Annotated in this window: 23 protein-coding genes, 3 tRNA genes and 1 pseudogene; 13 read left to right on the top strand and 14 right to left on the bottom strand. The window is 70.9% G+C overall.

All coding sequences use genetic code 11. The features are described 5' to 3' along the window. Positions 1 to 8: 8 nt before the first annotated feature. The 8 genes from ACL00U_RS00730 to tilS all read right to left on the bottom strand — a co-directional run bounded on the left by ACL00U_RS00730 (position 9) and on the right by tilS (position 6,685). Positions 9 to 530 (bottom strand): PH domain-containing protein, encoded by a 522-nt coding sequence (locus tag ACL00U_RS00730; protein WP_056072434.1) that lies wholly within the window; start codon positions 528 to 530, stop codon positions 9 to 11. Between the two features lie 23 nt (positions 531 to 553). Continuing rightward, a complete protein-coding gene (locus tag ACL00U_RS00725) occupies positions 554 to 1,045 on the bottom strand; it encodes a DUF3180 domain-containing protein (protein ID WP_017887681.1) in 492 nt (163 codons plus the stop codon). Beyond that, positions 1,042 to 1,596, bottom strand: coding sequence for a 2-amino-4-hydroxy-6-hydroxymethyldihydropteridine diphosphokinase (gene folK / locus ACL00U_RS00720; RefSeq protein WP_159557095.1), 555 nt, complete (start codon positions 1,594 to 1,596; stop codon positions 1,042 to 1,044). Before folK ends, ACL00U_RS00725 begins: the two co-directional genes overlap by 4 nt. After that, the gene (folB, locus tag ACL00U_RS00715) at positions 1,593 to 1,982 is read right to left on the bottom strand and encodes a dihydroneopterin aldolase (RefSeq protein WP_042537938.1); all 390 of its coding nucleotides are present in this window, start codon (positions 1,980 to 1,982) and stop codon (positions 1,593 to 1,595) included. The genes folK and folB overlap by 4 nt, the downstream gene beginning before the upstream one ends. Next, the gene (gene folP, locus ACL00U_RS00710) at positions 1,979 to 2,947 is read right to left on the bottom strand and encodes a dihydropteroate synthase (RefSeq protein WP_197068627.1); all 969 of its coding nucleotides are present in this window, start codon (positions 2,945 to 2,947) and stop codon (positions 1,979 to 1,981) included. Before folP ends, folB begins: the two co-directional genes overlap by 4 nt. Before the next feature lie 6 nt (positions 2,948 to 2,953). Then, positions 2,954 to 4,942: an ATP-dependent zinc metalloprotease FtsH gene (gene ftsH, locus ACL00U_RS00705; RefSeq protein ID WP_214585183.1), complete on the bottom strand. Its 1,989-nt coding sequence runs from the start codon at positions 4,940 to 4,942 to the stop codon at positions 2,954 to 2,956. Between the two features lie 162 nt (positions 4,943 to 5,104). Further along, positions 5,105 to 5,656, bottom strand: coding sequence for a hypoxanthine phosphoribosyltransferase (gene hpt / locus ACL00U_RS00700; RefSeq protein WP_017887686.1), 552 nt, complete (start codon positions 5,654 to 5,656; stop codon positions 5,105 to 5,107). Positions 5,657 to 5,665: 9 nt separating this feature from the next. Further along, positions 5,666 to 6,685, bottom strand: a complete 1,020-nt coding sequence (gene tilS / locus ACL00U_RS00695) for a tRNA lysidine(34) synthetase TilS (protein ID WP_056072440.1) — start codon at positions 6,683 to 6,685, stop codon at positions 5,666 to 5,668. 64 nt (positions 6,686 to 6,749) lie between these two features. On the opposite strand from tilS, the gene ACL00U_RS00690 reads away from it, so the two are divergent. After that, positions 6,750 to 7,241, top strand: coding sequence for an inorganic diphosphatase (locus tag ACL00U_RS00690; RefSeq protein ID WP_017887688.1), 492 nt, complete (start codon positions 6,750 to 6,752; stop codon positions 7,239 to 7,241). Between the two features lie 113 nt (positions 7,242 to 7,354). Here the strand turns inward: ACL00U_RS00690 and ACL00U_RS00685 are convergent, their stop codons facing one another. Continuing rightward, entirely contained in the window at positions 7,355 to 8,821 is a 1,467-nt protein-coding gene (locus ACL00U_RS00685; RefSeq protein WP_412873709.1) for an NlpC/P60 family protein, read from the bottom strand. A 34-nt stretch (positions 8,822 to 8,855) separates the two neighbouring features. Beyond that, positions 8,856 to 10,133, bottom strand: a complete 1,278-nt coding sequence (locus tag ACL00U_RS00680) for a M23 family metallopeptidase (RefSeq protein ID WP_412873708.1) — start codon at positions 10,131 to 10,133, stop codon at positions 8,856 to 8,858. Positions 10,134 to 10,391: 258 nt separating this feature from the next. Between ACL00U_RS00680 and ACL00U_RS00675 the strand changes: the two genes are divergently transcribed. The 3 genes from ACL00U_RS00675 to ACL00U_RS00665 all read left to right on the top strand — a co-directional run bounded on the left by ACL00U_RS00675 (position 10,392) and on the right by ACL00U_RS00665 (position 10,675). After that, positions 10,392 to 10,464, top strand: a tRNA-Glu gene (locus ACL00U_RS00675). Between the two features lie 60 nt (positions 10,465 to 10,524). Next, positions 10,525 to 10,601, top strand: a tRNA-Asp gene (locus tag ACL00U_RS00670). Position 10,602: 1 nt separating this feature from the next. Continuing rightward, positions 10,603 to 10,675 (top strand) — tRNA-Phe (locus ACL00U_RS00665). A gap of 140 nt (positions 10,676 to 10,815) precedes the next feature. On the opposite strand, the gene ACL00U_RS00660 is transcribed toward ACL00U_RS00665, so the two are convergent. Then, positions 10,816 to 11,826, bottom strand: coding sequence for an aldo/keto reductase family protein (locus ACL00U_RS00660; RefSeq protein WP_214562662.1), 1,011 nt, complete (start codon positions 11,824 to 11,826; stop codon positions 10,816 to 10,818). Between the two features lie 127 nt (positions 11,827 to 11,953). On the opposite strand from ACL00U_RS00660, the gene ACL00U_RS00655 reads away from it, so the two are divergent. Next, positions 11,954 to 12,946 carry an NAD-dependent epimerase/dehydratase family protein gene (locus tag ACL00U_RS00655; protein WP_056072451.1) on the top strand — a complete coding sequence of 331 codons (993 nt, stop codon included), beginning with the start codon at positions 11,954 to 11,956 and terminating at the stop codon, positions 12,944 to 12,946. Between the two features lie 107 nt (positions 12,947 to 13,053). Here the strand turns inward: ACL00U_RS00655 and rocD are convergent, their stop codons facing one another. Together rocD and ddaH are read right to left on the bottom strand one after the other, a co-directional pair. Further along, positions 13,054 to 14,283: an ornithine--oxo-acid transaminase gene (gene rocD, locus ACL00U_RS00650; protein ID WP_412873707.1), complete on the bottom strand. Its 1,230-nt coding sequence runs from the start codon at positions 14,281 to 14,283 to the stop codon at positions 13,054 to 13,056. Next, a complete protein-coding gene (ddaH, locus tag ACL00U_RS00645) occupies positions 14,283 to 15,191 on the bottom strand; it encodes a dimethylargininase (protein WP_017887693.1) in 909 nt (302 codons plus the stop codon). Before ddaH ends, rocD begins: the two co-directional genes overlap by 1 nt. A 304-nt stretch (positions 15,192 to 15,495) precedes the next feature. Between ddaH and ACL00U_RS00640 the strand changes: the two genes are divergently transcribed. From ACL00U_RS00640 to ACL00U_RS00605, 8 genes and pseudogenes are all read left to right on the top strand, one after another. Continuing rightward, positions 15,496 to 15,933, top strand: a complete 438-nt coding sequence (locus tag ACL00U_RS00640) for an Lrp/AsnC family transcriptional regulator (RefSeq protein ID WP_017887694.1) — start codon at positions 15,496 to 15,498, stop codon at positions 15,931 to 15,933. A 10-nt stretch (positions 15,934 to 15,943) separates the two neighbouring features. Continuing rightward, positions 15,944 to 16,324, top strand: coding sequence for a hypothetical protein (locus ACL00U_RS00635; RefSeq protein ID WP_214519295.1), 381 nt, complete (start codon positions 15,944 to 15,946; stop codon positions 16,322 to 16,324). 3 nt (positions 16,325 to 16,327) lie between these two features. After that, positions 16,328 to 17,160, top strand: a pseudogene (locus ACL00U_RS00630) (nitroreductase family protein). Continuing rightward, positions 17,157 to 17,918 carry a YqjF family protein gene (locus tag ACL00U_RS00625; RefSeq protein WP_017887697.1) on the top strand — a complete coding sequence of 254 codons (762 nt, stop codon included), beginning with the start codon at positions 17,157 to 17,159 and terminating at the stop codon, positions 17,916 to 17,918. The pseudogene ACL00U_RS00630 and the gene ACL00U_RS00625 overlap by 4 nt, the downstream one beginning before the upstream one ends. A gap of 69 nt (positions 17,919 to 17,987) precedes the next feature. Next, positions 17,988 to 18,983, top strand: coding sequence for an SDR family oxidoreductase (locus tag ACL00U_RS00620; RefSeq protein WP_071249863.1), 996 nt, complete (start codon positions 17,988 to 17,990; stop codon positions 18,981 to 18,983). Continuing rightward, entirely contained in the window at positions 18,980 to 19,324 is a 345-nt protein-coding gene (locus ACL00U_RS00615; RefSeq protein ID WP_412873706.1) for a hypothetical protein, read from the top strand. The genes ACL00U_RS00620 and ACL00U_RS00615 overlap by 4 nt, the downstream gene beginning before the upstream one ends. Before the next feature lie 33 nt (positions 19,325 to 19,357). Continuing rightward, complete coding sequence (locus ACL00U_RS00610; protein ID WP_056072716.1) at positions 19,358 to 19,900, top strand: dihydrofolate reductase family protein; 543 nt, start codon at positions 19,358 to 19,360, stop codon at positions 19,898 to 19,900. Positions 19,901 to 19,910: 10 nt separating this feature from the next. Next, on the top strand, positions 19,911 to 20,108 hold the full coding sequence (locus ACL00U_RS00605) for a hypothetical protein (protein WP_042537971.1): 198 nt from the start codon (positions 19,911 to 19,913) through the stop codon (positions 20,106 to 20,108). Positions 20,109 to 20,206: 98 nt separating this feature from the next. Here ACL00U_RS00605 and ACL00U_RS00600 read toward each other — a convergent pair whose 3' ends face one another. Then, positions 20,207 to 23,776, bottom strand: coding sequence for a proline dehydrogenase family protein (locus ACL00U_RS00600; RefSeq protein WP_412873705.1), 3,570 nt, complete (start codon positions 23,774 to 23,776; stop codon positions 20,207 to 20,209). Positions 23,777 to 23,836: the final 60 nt, after the last annotated feature.

The raw sequence follows: 23,836 nt of genomic DNA, 5'->3' as shown, positions 1-23,836 counted from the left end.
AACGGCCCCTACAGTCCGGCGCGACGGGACTCGGCGAGCTCGACGAGGCGGTCGCGCAGCTCGTCGGCGTCCGCTGCCGGCACACCGGGGATCCGCACGTTGGTCGCGGCGGCGGCGGTGACGAACTTCAGCTCGCTCATGCCGAGCGCCCGGTCGAGCGGGCCCCGGGCGACGTCGACGAGCTGCATCCGGCCGTAGGGCACGGCCGTGAAGCGCTGCCACATCAGCCCGCGGCGCACGACCAGGTCGTCGTCGCGGAGCGCGTAGCCGATGGCCCGGACCCGTCGGGGCGTGAGCGCGGCGGTGATCGCCGTGGTGACCGCGACCGCGATGCCGACGGAGAGCCAGACGGTGCCGGCCCCGGAACCGAAGCCGTCGTTGACGACCCCGATGAGCACGAAGCCCGCGGTGAGCACGACACCGATCACGAGCGTGGCGATGAGTTCGGTCCACACGAGCTTCGTGGACACCCGGTGCCAGGAGATCCCACCGAGGCCGAGGCCCGGCTCGTCGAGTCGTTCACGCGGCATCGCGGCCTCCTGGGGTTGCTCGGTCAGTTCACCGTCGTCGAGCCGTTGCGGGGATCGTCACGGTCGTCGTCGTCACCCGGGGGTGCGACGCACATCCGTTCCGCGACCAGTGCGCAGACCGTCAGGACGATCCCGCCCCCGACGGCGATCACGTTCGGCAGGGTCGAGCCTAGCGAAGGCGTCGCGGAACGGGTCAGCAGGTACAGCACCAGGCCCAGGGCGAACCCACCGAGCAGCGTGCCGCAGATGCTGGACGCCTTCGCGAGCACGACGACGCGGGTCGCGTAGAGCGGGTCGACGGGCCGCTGCCGCCCGGCGCCCTCGCGTGCGTGGCGGCGCACCGGTCTGGCCATCAGCACGACGGCGACGCCGATGAACGCGAGCGTGATGCCGAGCGGGAGCGAGAACAGGAACGTCGGCAGCTGGCGCGACGCCAGGACGGCGTCGAGGGCGAACCCGGCGGCCACCGTCACGACGGCGATGCTGAGCAGCGTGGAGGCGCGGGTGGGCTTCATGCGCTGGTCGCGCTCCCCGCCGGTCTGGAGGCCCGTGCCGGCTCCGCGAACAGGCGCGGCTCGTCGACGCGCTCGGTGTCGTCCCCCACGGCGGCGAGCAGGTCGGCCACCGGTCCGGCGCCGGGCAGGACGGCATCGGGGTCGGCGTCGAGCCACGGGGCGAGCACGAAGGCGCGCTCCGCTGCCCGGGGGTGCGGCACGACCAGTGTGTCCGTGGCGATCCGCAGGTCGTCCACGGCGACGACGTCGAGGTCGAGGGTGCGGTCGCCCCACCGGACCTCGCGCGTGCGGCCGTGGGCGTCCTCGATGCCGTGCAGGGCGTCGAGGAAGGGCTGCGGCTCGAGGTCGGTCTCGACGACCACGACGGCGTTCCGGTAGCGGGGCTTCGAGGTGTCGAGCCCGTCCAGGGTCACGGCGACCGACTCGACCTCGCGGCTCGAGGCCACCGGCACCACCCCGGGCAGGGCGGCGATCGCGGTGGCCGCCGCGCGGAGGGTGCTCCCCCGGTCACCGAGGTTCGCACCGAGGGCGACGACGACCCGGTGGGTCATTCTTCTTCCTCGTCCGGCACCGTGGTGCCGCGGCTGCGGTGGATGGTGATCGAGACGTCGGTGAACGGCACGGTGATCGGCGCCTGCGGCTTGTGCACCGTGACCTCGGTCGCCAGCGCGGCACGGTGGGTGAGCACGGCCGCGGCGATGCGCTCGGCCAGCGTCTCGATCAGGTCGACGGGGTCGCGTTCGATCTCGGCGACGACCTGCTCGGCGAGCACGCCGTAGTGCACGGTGGCGTCGAGGTCGTCGCTGCCCGAGGCCGCACGGGCGTCGAGCTCCACGGCGACGTCGACGACGAAGTCCTGGCCGTCCTCGCGCTCGTGGTCGAAGACGCCGTGGTGTCCGCGGGCGCGGACCCCGGTGAGTCGGATGGTGTCGTTCACGATCGAGCTGCCCTCCAGGCGTCCCAGACGTCGAGCACGGCACGGGTCGGTGCCGGGTCGTGCACGCGCACACCCCACGCGCCGCGTTCGGCGGCGAGCAGGCTGATGGCGGCGGTGGCGAGGTCGCGCTCCCTGGGAGGAGCGCCCTCGGGGCTCCCGACACCGTCGAGGAACCGCTTGCGTGAGGCGGCGACGAGCACCGGCAGGCCGATGGAGGCGAAGCGCTCGTAGCCGGCCAGGATCTCCCAGTTCTGCACGCCGTGCTTGGCGAAGCCGAGGCCCGGGTCGATGACGACCTGCTCCTGCCGGACGCCGAGCACGATGAGCTCGGCGACGCGGAGCTCGACCTCGCGACGGACTTCTTCGACGGCGTGGGTGTACTCGGCGTTGCGGTACATCCGGTCGCTGTGTCCCCGCCAGTGCATGACGACGAAGCCGACGCCCGTGGACGCCACGACGCGGGCCATGTCCGGGTCGGCGAGGCCACCGGAGACGTCGTTGACGATGGCGGCACCGAGGTCGACGGCACGCTCGGCCGTCGCGGCGTTCATCGTGTCGACACTGACCGGGATGCCCTCGGCGACGAGCTGCTGCACGACCGGCAGCACGCGTTCCTGCTCGACGGGCACGGGCACGCGCTCGGACCCGGGCCGGGTGGACTCGCCACCGACGTCGATGACGTCGGCACCGGCGGCGACGAGGTCACGTGCGTGCTGCACGGCGGCGTCGTAGGCCTGGTGCAGACCGCCGTCGCTGAACGAGTCGGGGGTGACGTTGAGGATGCCGAGCACCCGGGTGCGCTCCTCGGCCGGACCACCGCGGTCACGGCGACGGCCGGTCACGACCTCGGGCACCGGCTGGGGTGCACGGACGTCGATCGCGACCGTCGCCGGTTCGGCGGCGGCGGCGCGGGCACGACTCACCTCGGCGAGTCGACGCTCTCGTCGCGTCGGCAGCTCGGACATGCGGGCCTACGCGGGGGCGATACCCGGGTTGCCGAACGGGCGACGACGGGTCTTCGAGGTCGACTCGGAGTCCGTCGGGTCCGCTGCGGTCGCGGCGGCCTTGCCGGGCACGTCGATCGCGGGCAGGTTGCTGACCGGGCGCTTGTCGCTCGAGAGCCACTGCGGGCGCTCGGGCAGCTTGCGGACGTCCTTGAAGATCTCCACGAGCTCCGGGGCGTCGAGCGTCTCCTTCTCGAGGAGCTCACCGGCCAGGCGGTCGAGGATGTCGCGGTTGTCGTTGAGGACCTGGTAGGCCTCGTCGTGCGCGGCCTCGAGCAGGGCGCGGGTCTCGGCGTCGACCGTCTGGGCGATGTTCTCCGAGTAGTCCCGACCGGTGCCACCGCTCATGTCACGGCCGACGAACGGCTCGCTGGACCCGGAACCGAGCTTCACGGACCCGACGGCCTGGCTCATGCCGTACTCCGTCACCATCTTGCGGGCGGTGCCGGTGGCCTTCTCGATGTCGTTCGAGGCGCCCGTGGTCGGGTCGTGGAACACGATCTCCTCGGCGACGCGACCACCCATGGCGTAGGTGAGCTGGTCGAGGAGCTCGTTGCGGGTGACCGAGTACTTGTCCTCGAGCGGGAGCACCATCGTGTAGCCGAGGGCACGGCCGCGGGGCAGGATCGTGATCTTCGTGACCGGGTCGGTGTGCCGCATCGCCGCTGCCGCCAGGGCGTGGCCGCCCTCGTGGTACGCGGTGATCAGGCGTTCCTGGTCGGACATGATCCGGGTGCGGCGCTGCGGGCCGGCCATCACGCGGTCGACGGCCTCGTCGAGGGCACGGTTGTCGATGAGCTGCGCGTTCGAGCGGGCGGTCAGCAGGGCCGCCTCGTTCAGGACGTTCGCCAGGTCGGCGCCGGTGAAGCCCGGCGTCTTGCGGGCGAGCAGCTCGAGGTCGACGCTCGCGGCGAGCGGCTTGCCCTTCGCGTGCACCTCGAGGATCTGCTTGCGGCCGGCGAGGCCCGGGGCGTCGACGCCGATCTGGCGGTCGAAGCGGCCGGGGCGCAGGAGCGCGGGGTCGAGCACGTCGGGACGGTTCGTCGCGGCGATGAGGATGACGTTCGTCTTGCCGTCGAAGCCGTCCATCTCGACCAGGAGCTGGTTCAGCGTCTGCTCGCGCTCGTCGTTGCCACCGCCGATTCCGGCACCACGGTGACGACCGACGGCGTCGATCTCGTCGATGAAGACGATGGCCGGCGAGTTCGCCTTGGCCTGCTCGAAGAGGTCACGGACGCGGCTCGCACCGACACCGACGAACATCTCGACGAAGTCCGAACCGGAGATCGAGTAGAACGGCACACCGGCTTCACCCGCGACGGCGCGGGCGAGCAGGGTCTTGCCGGTTCCGGGAGGGCCGTAGAGCAGCACGCCCTTGGGGATCCTCGCCCCGACGGCCTGGAACTTCGCGGGCTCCTTGAGGAACTCCTTGATCTCGTGGAGTTCCTCGATCGCCTCGTCGGCACCCGCGACGTCGGCGAACGACACCTGCGGGTTCTCCTTGTTGTTGATCTTGGCCTTCGACTTGCCGAACTGCATCACCTTCGAGCCGCCGCCCTGGGCGCTCGAGAGCAGGAACCAGAACAGGGCACCGATGATCAGGAACGGCAGCAGGATGCCGAGCAGCGACAGGAACCAGTTGCCCTGCTGCACGGTGTCGTTGTAGCCCTTGGGCAGGTTGGAGTCGTTCACCGCCTGGATGACCTCTTCGCCGCGGGGCGTGGAGTAGTAGAACTGCTCCTGCTTGTCGCCGTCCTTGAGGACGAGGTCGACCCGCTGCTCCGTGGAGTTGACGGTCACGGACGAGACCTTGTCGTCGGCGAGCTGCTCGAGACCCTTCTGGGTGTTGATCTCTTGCGTGCTGCCCTGGCTGATGACGCTCCAGCCGATGAAGATGCCCGCCAGCGCGATCAGCACGTAGAGGTACGGGCCGCGGAAGATGCGCTTGAAGTTCATGTGATCCGGGCGCGAGTGCCCGACACCTTTCTCTGCCGAAGTTGCGTGCAGGTCAGCATACGGCCGCGATTCTGTGGCGAGAATGGGTGTCCTCTGCGGGCGAACTCACCCCCGGGCCAGAGTCGGCCGAGTGCGACCCGAGCGCAGCTGGTCGCTCGTCGGTCAGGAGTAGACGTGCGGGGCGAGGACGCCGACGCCGCGCAGGTTGCGGTAGCGCTCGTCGTAGTCCAGGCCGTACCCGACGACGAACGCGTCGGGGATGTCGAAGCCCACGTACTTCACGTCGACCTCGACCTTGGCTGCCTCGGGCTTGCGCAGCAGGGCGACGATCTCGACGCTCGCGGCACCACGCGACTGCAGGTTCTGCTTGAGCCACGACAGGGTCAGGCCGGAGTCGATGATGTCCTCGACGATCAGGACGTCGCGCCCGTGCAGATCGGTGTCGAGGTCCTTGAGGATCCGCACCACGCCGGACGACTTCGTGCCGGAGCCGTACGACGACACCGCCATCCAGTCCATCCGCGCCTGCATCTTGAGGTGGCGCGAGAAGTCCGCCATCACCATGACGGCACCCTTGAGCACCCCGACGAGCAGCGGGTCGCGGCCCGCGTAGTCGGCGTCGACGACCGCCGCGAGCTCGGCGAGCTTCTCGTCGATCTGCTCGGGGGTGAAGAGCACTTCGGACAGGTCTGCCTGGACGTCGGAGAGTTCCACCACGCCAGCCTAACCGGCGCTGAACTCGATGCGGTCGCCGGTCCGCGTGGCACGGACGCCCGGCAGGTCGATCGGGCCCTGTCCGCTCCAGTCCGTGACGAGCCGGCAGACCTCGAGCGTCTGCACGCGGGACAGCGTCACCCCGAACTCGCTCTCCACCGCCAGGCGCACGAGCCGCTGCCGGAGTGCCGGCGGGTTCGCCCCGAGCGCCCGCACCGACAGCGAGATGCCCGCCTCGGAGTGCTCGGCGATGTCCTCCGCGATCTCCTCGGCGAAGTGGTCGAGTGCCGCGGAGTCCTCGCGCAGCTGGTCGGCCGTCCGGGCCAGGGCCTCGGGGACCCCGGCGCCGAGCTCCCGTTCGAGCACCGGCAGCAGGGTGTTCCGCACCCGCACCCGTGCGTACGCGGGGTCGTCGTTCTGTGGGTCGTGCCAGGGCGCCAGCCCCGCTGCGGCGCACGCCTGCCGGGTCGCGTGCCGCCGGACGGTCAGCAGCGGACGGCCGTAGGCCGGACCGGCGTCACGCCGGGCGAGCGGCTGCATGCCGGACAGGCTGTCCGGTCCGCTGCCGCGCAGCAGGCCGAGCAGCACCGTCTCGGCCTGGTCGTCCAGGGTGTGTCCCAGCAGCACCAGGGGTGACCCGGTGGCGGCCGCGACCTCGGCGATCGACGCGTGTCGGGCCTCCCGGGCGGCGCCTTCCGGGCCACCGTCGGAGCCGACCGCGACCCTGCGGACCGTCACCGGGTCGAGTCCCAGCTCGGATGCCTGCCGGGAGGCGCGGCTCGCGACCGCCTCGGAGCCCGCCTGGAGCGCGTGGTCGACGACCACCGCCCCGGCCCGGAGACCCTGCTTGCCCGCCTCGAACGCGGTGGCCGCGGCGAGGGCGAGGGAGTCCGGTCCGCCGCTCAGTGCGACGAGGACCAGGTCGCCTTCGGCGACCACGCCGCCGTCGACGGCTGCGGCGAGCAGGTCTCGGACGGCCAGACGGGTCTCGGCGACGGCGGGGTCGAGCCGGGGACGCGGAGAGTTCACCCGGTAACGTTAGCCGCGCTTTCGCAACACACGACAGTCCCCGAAGCAGACACAGGAGCGCAACATGGCCGCGTACGACGTCGTCGTCGAGATCCCCAAGGGCAGCCGCAACAAGTACGAGGTGGACCACGAGACCGGTCGTGTCTACCTCGACCGCGTGCTGTTCACCTCGTTCGTCTACCCCACCGACTACGGGTTCTTCGAGAAGACCCTGGCCGACGACGGTGACCCCGTGGACGCCCTGCTGCTGCTCGAGTTCCCGACGTTCCCCGGCGTGGGCGTCAAGGTCCGCCCGGTCGGCGTCTTCAAGATGAGCGACGAGGCCGGCATCGACGAGAAGGTCCTCGTCGTCCCCGCCAAGGACCCGCGCTGGGCGCACATCCAGGACATCGCGGACGTGCCGGAGCAGACGAAGGCCGAGATCGCGCACTTCTTCGAGCACTACAAGGACCTCGAGCCGAACAAGTGGGTCAAGGCCGAGGGCTGGGGCGACGCCGCCGAGGCCGAGCGCATCGTGCAGGCCGGTCAGGCCGCGTACGTGCCCGGTTCGCACTGACGATCCCCTGACGACGAACGGCGCCCGCTCTCCATCCGGAGGGCGGGCGCCGTTCTGTGCTGGTGCCTGCTCCCGCAGCCGCTCTGGGAGGGAACGGGCACACCGGGAGCTGGCTACAGGGAGCCGCTCGGGCGGGCGACGTACGGCATGAGCTGGTTCGGCAGCCAGATCGCTCGCTCGACGACGCCGACGCCGGGCCGTGCAGCCTCGACCATGGTGCCGTAGCTCGTCACGATCGAGTCGTGGTACGCCCCCGACGACGTGCCGTTCGACGAGTAGAACAGGATGTCGCCGGGCTGGCGCTGGGACAGCGGGACGAGGCGACCGATCGACTTGAAGTAGTTGTACTGCCAGACGACGTTGTGCCCACCGGTCGCGATGCCCTGCGAGCTGTAGGCCATCATCACCAGGCCGGAGCAGTCCCAGGTGTTCGGGCCGGCGCCGTTCAGCACGTACGGCTTGCCGAGCTGTCCGCGGGCGAACGCGATCGCACCGGCGGCCTTCGAGGGGCTGCTGGGCGCGGGCGCCGGGGCGGGGGCTGGAGCAGGAGCGGGAGCCGGGGCCGGTGCAGGGGCGGGGTTGCTCGGCCGCGTCGGGGTGCTGGGCTTGCTCGGGGTGCCGGGGTTCGACGGGGTGCTGGGCTGGGCCGGAGTGGAGGTGCCGCCGGTGGTGCCGGAGTTGCTGCCGCCGCCGGTGCTGCCGGTGCCGCCGGTGCCGCCGGTGGTGCCGGAGTTGCTGCCGCCGCCGGTGCTGCCGGTGCCGCCGGAGGAGCTGCCGGTGGTGCCGCCACCGGAGTTGCGCGTCTGCTTCGCGATGGCCGCCGCGGCTGCCTTCGCCTGCTGGGCGCTCCAGTACGCGGTCTCCGTCGCGACGCTCGTGCCCTTCAGGTACGCGAGCTGGCGCAGGACCTCGCCCTGCTGCTCCTGCTGCTTCTGCACCCGTTCCTGGGCGCCAGCAGCGGCGGCGTTGGCCGTCGCGAAGGTGGTCTTCGTCGCCTTCGTCGCCTTGCTCAGGGCCTTCTCGGCGGCGGACTGCTGGGCTGCCAGGGACTCCACGGTCTTCTGGTCGGCGCGGGCCTCGGCCAGGACCGTCGCGGAGCGCTCGGATAGGTGCGACATCGTGCCGACCCGGTAGAGCAGGTCCTTGGAGTCCGACGAGTCCATGAGCATCGTCGTCGACAGGTCGCCGCCACCGGTGCGGGACAGCTCGACCACGAGCCCGGCCACCTGGCCGGCGGAGTCGTCCGCCCGGGCCTTCGCGCGCTTCGACTGCGCGGACAGGTCGGCGAGGTCGTCCTTCGCCTCCTGCTGCTGCGACGCGGCAAGGGCGTACGCCTGCCCGGCCTGCTGCTCGGCGACGCCGGCCTGGTCGGCGGCATCCTGCAGCGTGCTGAGCCGGTCGCTCAGCTCGTCGACCGTCTGCTGGGCGTCGGCCGCGTCGGACTTGGCGGCCTTGACGTCGTCCCAGGAGGGGCCCGAGGGCGCGGCCTGGGCCGGTCCGGCGATGACGACCGACAGGCCGATGCCGAGCACGGCGATGGTCGCGATCCCGCAGGAGAACGAGCGAGCGGAGGTGGTCATGACGTGGGACGACTCGTTCCGGTGGCGCTGATGCTCATACCGAGATCCCCCGCGCTGCCATGAAGGGGACCGGGTCGACGGCAGCGCCGTTGATCCGGGTCTCGAAGTGGAGGTGGCACCCGGTCGACCAACCGGTCGAACCGATCTTGGCGATCTGCTGCCCCGCGGTGACGTGCTGGCCGGCGGTGACCATGATCCCGCCGTCGACGACGTGGCCGTACGCGGTCGAGATGCCGCCGCCGTTGTCGAGGATGACCTCGTTGCCGTACCCGCCACCGTTGCCGGCGAAGGTGACGGTGCCGTCGTGTGCCGCGTAGATCGGGGCGTAGCAGGCCGGGGCCAGGTCGACGCCCGCGTGCAGGGCGCTGATGTGCGTGTACGGGTCGACGCGGTAGCCGTACGGGCTCGTCTGGAACCCTCCGGCGGGGCGGACCCACCCGGCGGGGTTGGCGCTGCCGCCGCCGGTGCCGCCCTGGCTGGTCGCCGCGGCCTTGGCTGCTGCCTTCGCGGCGGCTGCGGCGAGGCGGGCCTGGCGGGCCTTCTCGGCGGCGACGCCCTTGCGGTAGTCGGCCTCGACGCCGCGCTGCTTCGAGGTGAGTGCGGTCAGCTGCGCCTCGAGCCGGGATTCGTTGTCGTTCTGGGCGTCGACCGCGGTCTGTGCGGCGTCGGCGGCTCCCTGGGCCTGCTGCATCTTCGACTGCGCGGCGTCGGCGAGGTCCCCGAGGGCCTGCTTGGCACGATCGGCCTTGTCAGCGAGCCCCTGGGCCACGCCACGGTCCTGCGAGGCCTGTGCGTAGATGCCCTCGGACTGCTCGCTGAGCTTCGACATGGCGCCGAGCTCGTACAGCAGGTCTCCGGAGTCGGACGGGTGCGTGAGGATGTCCGTCGTCACGTCGTCGCCGCTGGTGCGACCCAGCTGGGCGGCGAGCTGGCCGGCCTGCGCCTCGGACTGCGCGGCGGTCTGCTTCGCATCGTCGGCCTGCGACTGGAACTTCTTCTGCTTGAGCGTCGCCTCGTCGTACTTGTTCTGCGCTGCCTGGTACGCCTCACCGGCGGCTTGCGCGGCCTTCTGCTTGGCGGTGGCCTCGCTCTTCAGTGACGAGATGAGCGACTTGATCTCACTGACCTTCGCCTGCTGGGCGCTGGTCGACGACTTCGCCTGCTGCACCTCGTCCCAGCTGGGGTAGCTCGCAGCGCTGGCGGACGACGTCGGGGCGAGGGCCGCGAGCGTGCCGGCCGTGAGCGCGACGGCGACCGCGGCGGCGATCAGGCGGCTGCGGGTGCTGAGGGAGAGCGGAGTGGAGGTCGACATGTATCTCGATTTCGTAACAGCGCGGCAAGGCTCACGCACGTAACACTGTTAACAGTTGCAACAGTAACAACACCGGTCGCAGGCGCGACAGCCCCTCGGACGAGGGGCGCGACCGCCGTCGATGCTCGCACCGACCGCTTCGGAGACCCGTGCACGGACGGCGCGAAACGCCGGGGATACACGGTTGTCGAGGTCGGATTTGTGAAACCCCGGGGGCATCCGTATGCTTGTCCATCGGTAGCGCGATGCACTGCTTGCGGCCCTATCGTTTAGTGGCCTAGGACACCGCCCTTTCACGGCGGCAGCACGGGTTCGAATCCCGTTGGGGTCACTCCTAGAGTGAGCGAGCAAGTAGTACTGAGCAACACCACAGCAAGACACAACACAATATGGCCCTGTAGCGCAGCTGGTTAGCGTGCCGCCCTGTCACGGCGGAGGTCGCGGGTTCAAGTCCCGTCAGGGTCGCCACGGCTGGATAGCTCAGTTGGTAGAGCGTTCGACTGAAAATCGAAAGGTCCACGGATCGATGCCGTGTCCAGCCACCGGTGAAGGCCCCCTGCTTCGGCAGGGGGCCTTTTCCGTTGTCCGGCCAGTGTGACCTGCTCGCAAAACACCGGTGTTCGCGCATCGAGCCGCGGCCTGCGCGTGTTCAACGGGCGAACACCGGTGTTTCGCGGAGGGCCTACGCCTCGCGGGTCTTCGGGCTGCTGTCGTTCGTCTTCGCGGGGTCGCGTTCGACCACGGCGCCCAGCGCATCGTCGATCCGCGACATGAGCTCCGCCGGGATCGTGACGCCGGCAGCGCCCGCGTTGTCGTGGACCTGCTCCGGGCGCGATGCCCCGATGATCGCGCTCGCGACGTTGTCGTTCTGCAGGACCCAAGCGACGGCGAGCTGCGCCATCGACAAGTCGAGCTCCTTCGCGATCGGCTCGAGCTCCTGCACCGAGGACAGCACCTCGTCGCGCATGAAGCGCTTGATCATGTCCGCGCCGCCCTTGTCATCGGTTGCACGGGAACCCTCGGGCAGCGGCTGACCCGGCTTGTACTTGCCGGTGAGCACACCCTGGGCGATCGGGGACCAGACGATCTGCGAGATGCCGAGCTCCTTCGAGGTGGGGACGACCTCGTCCTCGATGACCCGCCACAGTGCCGAGTACTGCGGCTGGTTCGAGATGAGCTGGAAGCCGAGGTCCTTCGCGAGCGCAGCACCGGCCCGCAGCTGGTCCGCGGTCCACTCGCTGACGCCGACGTACAGGACCTTGCCCTGGCGCACGATGTCGGCGAAGGCCTGCATCGTCTCTTCGAGCGGGGTCTCGTGGTCGTAGCGGTGCGCCTGGTACAGGTCGACGTAGTCCGTCTGCAACCGCTGCAGCGAACCGTCGATCGACTCGAGGATGTGCTTGCGGGACAGTCCGGTGTCGTTGTGGCCCTTCGGACCGGTCGGCCCGAACACCTTCGTGGCGATCTCGAGGGACTGGCGCCGCTCCCCCTTGAGCGCTTCACCGAGGACCGTCTCCGCGCCGGTGTTGGCGTAGACGTCGGCGGTGTCGAACGTCGAGATGCCGACCTCGAGGGCCGCCTTGACGCAGGCGATCGCAGCGTCGTTCTCGACCTGGGATGCGTGGGTGAGCCAGTTGCCGTAGGTGATCTCGGAGACCTTGAGGCCCGAGTTGCCGAGGTAGCGGTACTCCATGTGCGTGTCACTCCTGTCGTGGGGCGCGTCGGTGCGACCCGAACCGTGACGGTAGTCGGCTCGGACGGTGCAGGATCACATGGGACGACGGCGCGACGCTGCGCCGCATCGAAGCGAGGGAGCATCCATGACCGGAGCGAGCGTGTTGTTCATCGGCGGGAGCGGCGTCATCAGCGCCGCCTGCGTCCGGGAAGCCGTCGAGCAGGGGTTCGACGTGACCGTGCTCAACCGGGGGACCACCGGGGGCAGGCCGATCCCGGAGGGTGTGACGCGCCTCCAGGCCGATGTGTCGGACCGCAGCGCCCTGGCGGACGCACTCGGCGACCAGCGGTTCGACGTGGTCGTGAACTGGATCGCCTTCACGCCGGACCAGGTGCAGGCCGACGTGGACTTCTTCGCCGGGCGGACGCGGCAGTACGTCTTCATCAGCTCGGCCTCGGCGTACCAGACGCCGGCGACGCACCTGCCGATCACGGAGTCGACGCCGCTGAAGAACCCCTACTGGCAGTACTCGCGCGACAAGATCGCGTGCGAGGAACTGCTCATGCAGGCGTACCGGGAGCAGGACTTCCCGGTGACGATCGTGCGGCCGTCGCACACCTACGACGAGACGAAGCTGCCGCTGACGGGCGGCTGGACCGCGGTCGCTCGGATGCGCGCCGGCAAGCCGGTCGTCATCACCGGCGACGGCACGTCGCTGTGGACGCTGACCCACAGCCGCGACTTCGCGGTCGGGTTCACGGGGCTGCTCGACCGGGCCGAGGCGATCGGTGAGCCCTTCACGATCACGAGCGACGAGGCCCCGACGTGGAACGCCATCGCGCACGAGATCGCGGCTGCGGCCGGGGTCGAGGACCTGCGGATCGTGCACGTGCCGGCGGACGCGATCAACGCGGTGGACCCCGAGTGGGGCGCGGCGCTGCTCGGCGACAAGGCGAACAGCTCGGTGTTCGACAACAGCAAGATCCGGTCGCTCGTGCCGTGGTACCGGCCGCGCACGACCTACCGGCAGGGTGTGCGCGAGGTCCTCGCCTGGTACGAGGCACACCCCGAGGAGCAGGTGATCGACGAGCGGCTCGATGCCCTGATGGACGAGCTGGCGGCGCGCTGGGCCGTGTGAGCCGCGCTCGGTGACGCGCGCCGGCGCACGCAAGACACCGGTGTTCGCGCTCCGCACCGCGGGATGCGGGGGTTCAACGCGCGAACACCGGTGTTTTGCGGATCAGGTCAGGCGCGCGCGGCGAGCACGTCGGCCAGGGTTCCGATCGCGAAGCGCACCTCGTCGTCGGTGACGACCAGGGGCGGTGCGAAGCGGATCGTCGACCCGTGGGTGTCCTTCACCAGGAGCCCGCGGTCGGCGAGGTCCTTCGAGATCGCCTTGCCCGTGCCGAGCGCGGGGTCGATGTCGATCCCGGCCCAGAGTCCGGCGACCCGGTGCGACACGACACCCTTGCCGAGCAGGTCGTCGAGCAGGCCGCGCAGCAGCGGCTCGCCCTCGAGGGCCCGCTGCTGGAACGTGCCCTCGCCGAGCATCGCCACGACCTCGGCGCCGACGGCCGCCGCGAGTGGGTTGCCGCCGAAGGTCGATCCGTGCTCCCCGGGACGCAGGACGCCCAGGACATCGCGCGAACCCACCACCGCGGACACCGGCACGATGCCGCCGCCCAGGGCCTTGCCGAGTGTGATCAGGTCGGGACGCACCCCGACGCGCTGCACCGCGAGCGTGTGCCCCGTGCGACCGAGGCCGGACTGGATCTCGTCGGCGATGAACAGCGCACCGAACTCGTCGCAGACCGCGCGGACGTCAGGAAGGTACGACTCCGGCGGGATGACCACGCCGCCCTCACCCTGGATCGGCTCGAGCAGCACGGCGACGACGGTCTCGTCCATCGCCTCGCGCAGCGCCGCAGCGTCGCCGTACGGCACCGTGCGGAAGCCGGGCGTGAACGGCCCGAAGTCGTCGTGGGCCGACGGGTCGTCGGAGAACGAGATGATCGTCGTGGTGCGCCCGTGGAAGTTGCCGGACGCGACGATGACCGTCGCCCGCTCGGCCGGCACGCCCTTGACGCGGTAGCCCCAGGCGCGGGACACCTTGATCGCGGACTCGACGGCCTCGGCACCGGTGTTCATCGGCAGGACCATCTCGGTCTCCGTCAACGCCGCCAGTGCTGCCGCGAACGGCCCGAGCTGGTCGTTCACGAACGCGCGGCTGGTCAGCGTCACGCGGTCGAGCTGCGCCCGCGCGGCGTCGAGCAGTCGCGGGTTGCCGTGGCCGAAGTTCACCGCCGAGTACGCGGCGAGGCCGTCCAGGTACTGCTTGCCGTCGACGTCGGTGACGGTCGCTCCCTGACCCGACGCGATGACGACGGGCAGTGGACTGTAGTTGTGCGCGAGGGCGCGGTCCTCGACGGCGAGCGCCGCCGCGGTGTTGACCCCGAGCGACGCTGCCGCAGACATCAGCTGACCCCGAGCGAACGCGCGACCGAGGTGCCGGTGCCGACCGGGTGCAGATCGAGGGTGCAGCACTTCACGCCACCACCGCCGAGCAGCAGCTCGGACAGGTCGACGCCGATCGGGTTGTAGCCCTTCTCGCGCAGCTGCTCGGCGAACCGAACGGCCCGGGCGGCGATCACGACGTTGTACCCGTCGGAGTACGAGTTCAGGCCGAGGATCGCGGCGTCTTCTTCGGTGGCGATGATCGCGTCCGGGAAGCGCTCGCGCAGGATCGCCAGCGACGGCTCGTCGAAGGCGCTCTCCAGGTAGGCGATGTTGCTCGTCCCGTCGACGGCGGGCTCGGGGTCGAGCACGGCGATGGCGGTGTCGAGGTGGTAGAAGCTCGGGTTGATGAGCTTCAGCGTGACGACCTCGCGGCCGTAGATCGTCGCGAGCTCGTCGTGCGAGGTGCTGTCCGACCGGAAACCGGTGCCGGCGAAGATGGTGTCACCGATGAGCAGGAAGTCGCCCTCGCCCTCGTTGGTCTGCTCAGGCTCGGCGACGGTCAGGCCGGCCTGGCGGAACCAGTCCATGTACGCGGGGCCCTCGGGCTGGCGCTCGGGGTACTGGAACTTCGCGCCGTACGCGATGCCGTCGAGGACGAACCCGCCGTTGGCCGCGTAGACCATGTCCGGCAGGCCGTCGATCGGGTCGATGTACGAGATGTCGAAGCCGAGCTGCTCGTAGACGGCGACGAGCGACTCCCACTGCTCGACGGCCTTCGACGTGTCGGTCGGCTCCTCCGGGTGCATCCACGGGTTGATCCGGTAGCTCACGGTGTAGAAGTCCGGCTTGCACATCAGGATCGTGCGCTTCGTGGCGACACGGGCCGGGGTGGCGACGGACTCGGGGGCGGGTGCGGTGTTCGACATCAGTCCTCCTGGAAGGGACCGGGGCCCGAGCCTGCCAGGAACCGAAACGGAACGAGGAGAAGAGCTCCGGTGAGATGCAGGCTCACTCACCGCAGCGGACCAGGTCGACGCCGGGTCGATCCTTCCACAGACTCACCGCAGCGGAACAGTGACACTCAAGCATCGACGCCACTCCGATCCTGACACACACCGTCCAGCAAGTGCAGTACGGGGGCCCCGACAGCGTGACACCCGTTCGGGTGACGCACGTTTCGTGCGCGAGACCCACCGGCCTCGCAACAAGTCCGCGTACGATAGGGGACAAATGGACACGCTCGACCACCGCATCCTGGATCAGCTCCGGGACAACGCCCGCGCCGGCTACGGCGACATCGGGTCGGTGGTCGGACTCTCGGCCTCGGCCGTCAAGCGCCGCGTCGACCGGCTGGTCGGTGACGGTGTCATCCAGGGGTTCACGATCAAGGTCGACCCCGCCGTCGAGGACCGCGGCACCGAGGCCTGGGTCGAGCTCTACTGCCGCGGCACCGTGTCACCCGACGAGCTGCGTGCCCTGCTCGACACCGTCCCCGAGGTCATCGACGCCGGAACGGTCACCGGCAGCGCCGACGCCGTCGTGCACATGCGTTCGAAGGACCTGTCCGCGCTCGAAGAGGCGCTCGACAAGGTCCGCCTCGCTCCCCAGGTCGACCACACCCGCTCCGCGATCGTGCTCTCCAAGCTCGTCAGTCGAGAGACCGCGTAACGTCCCACGCATGGGACGGAAGACGGCCGGGAGGCGCGGATCACCGCCCGCGGGATCGCGTCCGGCCCGGCAGCTGGTCACCGCTGCGGGCCTCGCCTACGTCGCGAACTGCCTGTGGGGCACCGCGGTCGCCGTGCGGCTGATCCGCACGAAGAAGCTCCGCGTCGTGCACCACGGGCTGTTCGTCGTGACCGCGACCCTGACCGGTGTCGCCGCGACGACCCCCGCGTGGACGCGCGACCGGACCGCACTGTTCCTGCTGCCGGCACTCGTGCCGCTGGCGGTCGCTCCACGCACGAACCCGCGCTCCGGAGCACACTGGAGGGTCGCGGTCGCCGCCGCACCGTCCTACCTGGGGGCCGTGCTCGCCCGCAGGCGATCAGAGAGGTGAGCAGTGGAGCTGTTCGAGGCCATCCGACGACGACGCACGACGAACGGGCCGTTCCTGCCCGATCCGGTGTCGGAGGAGCACCAGCGGCTGCTCATGGAGCTCGCCGGACGGGCGCCGTCGCAGCTCAACAGCCAGCCGTGGCGCTTCGTGCTGGTCGAGGAGCGCGAGACGATCGACCGCGTCGCCGAGATCAGCGGCAGCTCGATGACCCGCACCATGGCCGCGGGCACGTTCTTCGAGCGGTACAAGCCGTACTTCCGGTTCTCGAAGGCCGAGATGGACGAGCGGCGCGACGGGATGCTGTTCGACAAGCTCCCCGGGCCGCTGCGGCCGTTCACGAAGCAGGTGTTCACGAAGCGCGGGCAACTGCTCATGAACACGCTCCGGGTGCCGCAGACCCTGGGTGAGGAGAACCGGAAGCTCGTCGCCGGGTCGCCGCTGCTGCTCGGCGTGATGCTCGACCGCCACGAGTACCGGAAGGAGGAGCTGTCCGGCTTCTACTCGGTGTTCAGCATGGGCGCGGCGATGGAGAACATCTGGCTCGCGACGACCGAGCTCGGCCTGGGGATCCAGTTCGTGTCCTTCCCGATGGAGACCCCCGGCGCGTGGGAGGAGATCGAGGGACTGCTCCGCGTGCCCGAGTCGCTCGAGCTGATGGCCGTCTACCGGATCGGGTACCTGCCCCGGAACGACGACGGCCGGCCATCGACTGGACGTCGAGCGAGCGGAAGCGTCCCTCGCAGTACGTGTTCCGCGGCACCTGCGACACCCCGCAGCGCGGTTGGGACGACGCACCCGTCGCAGCCCACATCGAACCGGAGGCGACCACATCGTGACCGACACCCGACCCACCCAGAGCGCCCCGGGCCTCCAGCCCGTCGCCCCCGGCCTGCCGGGCCGTCCCTGGATCTCGCAGGACTGGCTCGACGTCGTCTTCGTGCACTGGCGCGTCGACGTGTCGGCGGTGGCGCCGCTGCTACCGGCCGGCACACGGCCCGACACGATGGCGCTCGACGGCACCGACGATGGCGTGACCACCTGGGTGGGCCTCATTGCGTTCCGGTTCGAGGACACCCGGTTCCCGCCGTTCTCGACCGGGAGCATCGGCGACTTCGTCGAGCTGAACGTCCGCGTCTACACGGTCGACGAGCAGGGACAGCGCGGGGTGGTGTTCCTGTCGCTCGACGCCGGCAAGCTCCTGCCGACCATCGGGGCGCGAGTCGCGACGGGTCTGCCGTACCGGTGGGCGGTCGCGGAGTCGCGCAGCGGTGACGGCCGCGTGGGGTACGCGATGCGGCGGCACGGCACCCACCTGCGGTCGATGCTCGACGTCCGGATCGGTGAGGCGCTCGACGAGCCGGGGCCCCTCGAGACGTTCCTGACCGCGAGGTGGGGCATGCACGTGCACCGGGCCGGACGGACGCGGTTCTGGCCGAACGAGCACGAGTCGTGGCCGTTGCACCGGGCCTCGGTGGTGTCGCTGCGGGACGACCTGGTCGGAGCGGCCGGGCTGCCCTTCGGGCTGACCGAGCTCGAGCCGGACTCGGTGCTCTACTCGCCGGGGGTCACGACGCGGTTCGGTCGGGGGCGCTGAGCACGGCTGCTGCCGCGTCGGGGGACAGCGGCTGAGTGGTGCACGGGCGACCGCAGGTACAAGGGAGCCATGACTCGAGTGGCAGTGGTGACCGGTGGATCCGCAGGACTGGGACGGGCGACCGTCCGGGAGCTCGCCGCACGGGGGTGGGACGTGGCCGTCCTGGCCCGCGGGCAGGAGGGCGTCGACGCCGCCGTCGCCGAGGTCGAGGCCGCCGGGCGACGCGGGCTGGCCCTGGTCGCCGACGTCTCCGACCGCGACGCCGTCGAGGCCGCGGCCGACCGGGTCGAGCGGGAACTCGGACCGATCGACCTGTGGGTGAACGGCGTGATGGTCGGGGTGTTCGGGAAGTTCCTCGACACCGCCCCGGAGGACTTCGAGCGGGCGCTGCACGTGACCTACCTCGGCTTCGTGAACGGCACCCGGTCGGCGTTGTCACGGATGGTCCCCCGCGGTCGTGGGCACGTGATCCAGGTCGGTTCGGCGCTCGGGTTCCGCGGGATCCCCCTGCAGGCCGCGTACTGCGGCGCGAAGCACGCGATCGTCGGGTTCACCGAGTCCGTCGTCTCCGAGCTGCGCGAACAGGGCAGCAAGGTCAAGGTGTCCCGTGTGGACATGCCGGCGCTCAACACGATCCAGTTCCAGTGGGTGAAGTCGAAGCTGCCGCACCACCCGCAGCCGGTCGCCCCGATCTACCAGCCCGAGGTCGGTGCCCGGGCCATCGCCGCGGTGGCCGAGCGGCCGCGCAGCCGCACCTGGGTGGGCGAGTCCACGGTCTACACGATCCTCGGCAACCGGATCAGCGGACGCTTCGCCGACTGGTACGCCGCCAAGACCCTGGTCGACGGGCAGCAGGCTCCGGACAAGGACGGCCTCGAGATGCGGGACAACCTGTACGAGCCGGTGCCGGGCGACCACGGTGCACACGGGGTCTTCGACGAGTCCGCGCACGCCTGGTCGCCGCAGACCTGGTGGGTGGAGCACCGCCGGGTCGGCAACGGGATCATCGGGGCGGTGCTCGGTGCCGCCGGGGCCGTCGCACTCGTCGCGGGACGCCGACGATGAGCCGCCGGTCGTCGACCGTGTCCGGAGCAGCCGTCGTCGAGCTGGCCCGAGCTGGGCTCGGCCTGTGGCACCTGAGCCGTGCGGCCCGAGGGTCGGACCAGGCGGCGCTGCACGGCGTGCTCGGGATCCGGCAGCTCGCACAGGCCACGCTCGTCGCGCGGGCTGGTTCCGGCAACGCGCACACCCTGAGCGCCGTCGTGGACACCATGCACGGCGTGACGATGGTGCCGCTGGCCGTCGCCGATCCCCGTCGCCGCCGGTTCGCGCTCGACCAGCTCTGGATCGCCGCCGTCCTGGCGATCGCCGAGGCAGCGGTCGTCGGTCGCGGAGGACGGCGCTGAGTGCTGTCGGGGGTGCTCGGTAGCGTCCCCGGCATGAGCACGATCTACTCCGTCGCGTCCTCGCTGGACGGCTTCGTCGCTGCGCCCGACGACGACCTCGACTGGCTGCTGCGGTTCGGCTTCGAGCCGTTCCAGGAGCACCACGACCGGTTCTACGCGGGCGTCGGCGCGATCGCGATGGGGTCGACGACGTACGAGTGGTTGCTCGAGCACGACGACACGTGGGCGTACCCGGACCTGGCGACGTGGGTGTTCACCACGCGAGACCTTCCGGTGCCCGACGGCGCCGACGTGCGCTTCGTCTCGGGCGAGGTCGGCGACCACCAGGCCGACCTCGAGCGCGTGGCCGCCGGCCGTGACGTCTGGGTCGTCGGCGGCGGACTGCTCGCGGCGCAGTACCAGCAGGCGGGCATCCTCGACGAGCTGCGGGTCACCGTGATGCCGATCGCACTCGGTGCCGGAGCCCCACTGCTGCCGGTCTCCGCACCGACGCCGGTGTACGAACTCGTCGGCACCACGCAGTTCGACGGCGGGGCGGTCGAGCTCCACTACCGTTCCGCAGCAACCGCGGCGTAGCGTCCGGAGCATGAGCGACAACGAGCAGACCGAGCCCGTCATGGACGGTGCCACCGATGCCACGAACCACGAGAAGCTGCAGGGTCTGATCGAGCAGGTCGACCACGACCACGCCGGTGAAGGCGCCGGCGCGATGGCAGACCACCTGCGGGACCGCATGGCCGAGACCGGCGTCGAGGACGAAGAAGCGGGTGACGCCGAGGACTGATCCTCGGGGCACTTCGTGAGCAGAAGAGGTCGGGTTCCCACACGGGACCCGACCTCTTCTGCTCACGAAGCGGAAACGCTCGAAGCGCAACGCGCGGCTCAGACGCGCAGCTCGGAGAACTCGCTGTCGACGTCGCCGAACCGGTGCGCGGTGATCGACACCGACTGCTCGCGCAGGTACGGCAGCATCTCGATCACGCCGGCCTCGACCACGGGGGCGTCGTGGATCGCGACGTCGATGCTCGCGCCCAGTGCTTCTTCGAGAGCCTGGGAGTCGCCGCCGAGTAGCCGGATGCGGGCCCCGGGACCACCGAACGCCGTGTGTGCCGGGCGGTCCTGCCCCTGTGACAGCACGGCCTCGAGCGCGTCGACGGGCTCGTCGTCCTGACCGCTGGACCAGTCCGCCTGGAACACCGCCCCCGACGACGCGCGGGCGTGGAACTCCTGGTCGGACTCCACCAGGTGGTCGACGACGTCGAGCGGCGACCGGTTCCCCGCCAGCAGCTGGGTGAGAGGGCCAGGCAGCGGCCGAGCCGTGCTCAGCAGGACGTGCGCCCGTGCCGAGGTCGCGGCGACGAGCGTCCGGACGAGGTCCACGGTCGAGGCGTCCTCGGCCTGGCGCACGATGACGGACTGGGGACGGTGACGCAGCACGTTCCGCTGCACCACGAGTCCCGCCAGGTCCTGCGAGCGGAACAGGGTCTCGCGTGCACGGACGTCGCTCAGGGCACCGGCGCGCACACGGTCGAACTCCTCGAACGACAGCCCGCTGCGTGCGGCCTCGATCACCGCGGTCACGCGCGGGGGCAGGCCGTGCAGCTGGATGCTTCGGTGCACCGTGCGGGGCGTGGGCAGCCACCTGCCGAGTGTCGCGACGTACATCGGACCGCCGGCCTTGGTGCCGGTACCGACCGCCGAACCCTTCCAGCCCCCGAACGGCTGGCGCCCCACGACGGCACCGGTGGTGCCGCGGTTGACGGAGAGGTTGCCGGCGCGGACACGGGCGAGCCACTCGGACACCTCGTCGACGTCGAGCGAGTGGATGCCCGCCGTGAGCCCGAAGTCGGTGCCGTTCTGGATCGCGATGGCCTGCTCGAGGGTCTCGGCCCGCATGATGCCGAGCACCGGGCCCGAGTACACGGTCTGGTGGAAGTCGCTGCCGGGGCGGACGCCGTCGCGGATGCCCGGCGACCAGAGCCGACCGGAGTCGTCGACCGCCTCGGGCTGCACGAGCCAGGACTCCCCCGGGCCGAGCTCGGTCAGACCCTGACGGAGGGCGCCCTGCGGCTCCGTGATGAGCGGGCCGACCTGCGCCGTGGGGTCGTCGGGCCACGCCACCCGGAGCGTGCGGGTGGCGTCGACGAGCTGCCGCTGGAAGCGCTCGCTCTCGCCCACCGACCCGACCAGGATCACCAGCGACGCCGCCGAGCACTGCTGTCCGGCGTGCCCGAAGGCGGACCGCACGATGTCCTGCACCGCCAGGTCCAGGTCGGCGCTCGGCGTGACGACGATGGCGTTCTTGCCGCTCGTCTCGGCGTTGAGCGGCAGCCCGGCGCGCCACCAGCGGAACGAGCGGGCGGTGTCGGACGAGCCGGTCAGGATGATGCGGTCGACCGTGGGGTGGCCGACGAGGTCGCGGCCGAGTTCGTCCTCGGCCAGGTCGACGAGCTGCAGCAGCGAGTGCGGCACCCCGGCGTCCCAGAGCACGTCGGCGAGCACGGCCCCCGAGCGCTTCGCTTCGGGTGCGGGCTTGAACACGACACCGCTGCCCGCGGCGAGCGCAGCCAGCACGCCCCCGGCGGGGACCGCGACGGGGGAGCTCCACGGTGACACGACGACGGTCAACCGTGGCGGCACGTACTGCGCGCCCTCGACGTCCCCGAGGCGCCGAGCGCGCTCGGCGTAGTAGTGGGCGGCGTCGACGGCGTCGGTCACCTCGGTGTCGGCCTCGGTGAAGGTCTTGCCGGTCTCGGCGGCCATCACCTCGATCAGGTCGGCGCGGCGGGTCTCGAGTTCGTGTCCGATGAGGTCGAGGAGCTCGGCGCGGTCGGACGGGTCCTGTCGGCCCCAGTTCACGCCGGCCTGGGCGGTCCGGGCCATGATCCGCTCGAGCTTGGAGCGGTCGGCGACCTTCGCACCACGGATCGTCTGCGCACCGAGCTGCGAACGCGGTACCCGGCGCAGGACGTCGAGCGCCCAGGCCCGGTTCGCGGCGACGGACGGGTCGGTGTCGGGGGCGTTCCGGAACGCGTCCCGCAGGACCGGTTCACCGAGCGCGCGGTGGCGGTCCTGTGTGCGGTGGCTGGCGGGGACGGGTTCGTCGAGTTCGGCGACGGATGCCAGGAACCGGCTGTGCTCCCGCTCGAACACGCTGGCGTCGTGGTCGATGTCGGACGCGGCGGCGAGGAAGTTCTCGGGGCTGGCGCTCTCCTGCAGGCGGCGCGCCAGGTACGCGATGGCGGAGTCGAACTCGTCCGGCTGGACGACGGGCGTGTAGAGCAGGATCTGCCCGACGTCGGCGCGGACGGCCTGTGCGTGGGTGGACGCCATGCCGAGCAGCATCTCGACGTCGACGGCGTCGGTCACCCCGCGCCGCTGGGCGAGCACCCACGCGGTGGCGAGGTCGAACAGGTTGTGCCCGGCGACCCCGATCCGCACGGCGTCGGTGCGTTCCGGCGTCAGCGCGGCGTCGAGCATCCGGAGGTAGGCGGTGTCGGTCTCACGCTTGCTGCCCCAGGTGGCGAGGGGCCACCCGTGCACGATCGCGTCGACGTGTTCCATCGCGAGGTTCGCGCCCTTGACGAGCCGCACCGTGATCGGGGCTCCGCCGCGCGACCGGCGTTCCTGCGCCCACTCGGTCAGCGCGTCGAGCGCTCCGGCGGCGTCGGGCAGGTAGGCCTGCAGCACGATGCCGGCCTGCAGGTCGGCGAACTCGTCACGGTCGAGCAGCGTCCGGAACACGGCGAGGGTGACGTCGAGGTCGCGGTACTCCTCGATGTCGAGGTTGATGAACTTGGCGGGGCGTCCGGCGGCCGTCGGCGCCGCGGCCAGGCGGTACAGCGGGACGAGCCGGTCGACGACGCGCTCGACGGTCTGGTCGAAGGCCCACGGCGAGGTCTGCGGCACGACGGCGCTCACCTTGATCGACACGTGGTCGACGTCGTCGCGGGCGAGCAGGTCCATCGTGCCCTGCAGGCGTCGGTCGCTCTCGGCGCTGCCGAGGACGGCTTCGCCGAGCAGGTTCACGTTGAGGCGGGTGCCCGGTCCGCGGAGCTTGGCGAGCGCGGGACCGAGCTTGCTCGTGCTCGCGTCGATCACCAGGTGCCCGGTCATCCGTCGCAGGATCCGGCGCGCGGTGGGGATCACGGCCCACGGCGCCATGGTGGCGAACCCGCCACCCAGCGTCACCGCACCGCGCAGGTACCAGGCGAGGAAGTCGGGGACGTCACGGCTCAGCTGCTCGAGGTTGCGCGCGGCGACCCGGGGGTCTTCGGGGCGGACGACCTTGTCGACGAAACCACGGGTGAAGTCGAGGCCCTGCTCGTCGCGCAGGACCTGGGCCAGACGGGCCGCACCCGGGTCGGGCTTCACCCCGGCGGACGCCGCCAGCCACCGGCGCACGAGCGCGACGGCGTCATCGGTGGTGTCCTGGAGGCGAGCACTCGGCATCCCCCGATCGTATGCCGCACGTCCGACGCGACCTCGGAGCACGCCGTACGTCGGCCAGGA

Source organism: Curtobacterium poinsettiae (assembly GCF_047226435.1).
Lineage (GTDB): Bacteria > Actinomycetota > Actinomycetes > Actinomycetales > Microbacteriaceae > Curtobacterium > Curtobacterium poinsettiae.
The sequence above is the reverse complement of the archived record's forward strand: the minus strand, read 5'-3'. Positions and strand labels throughout refer to the sequence as shown.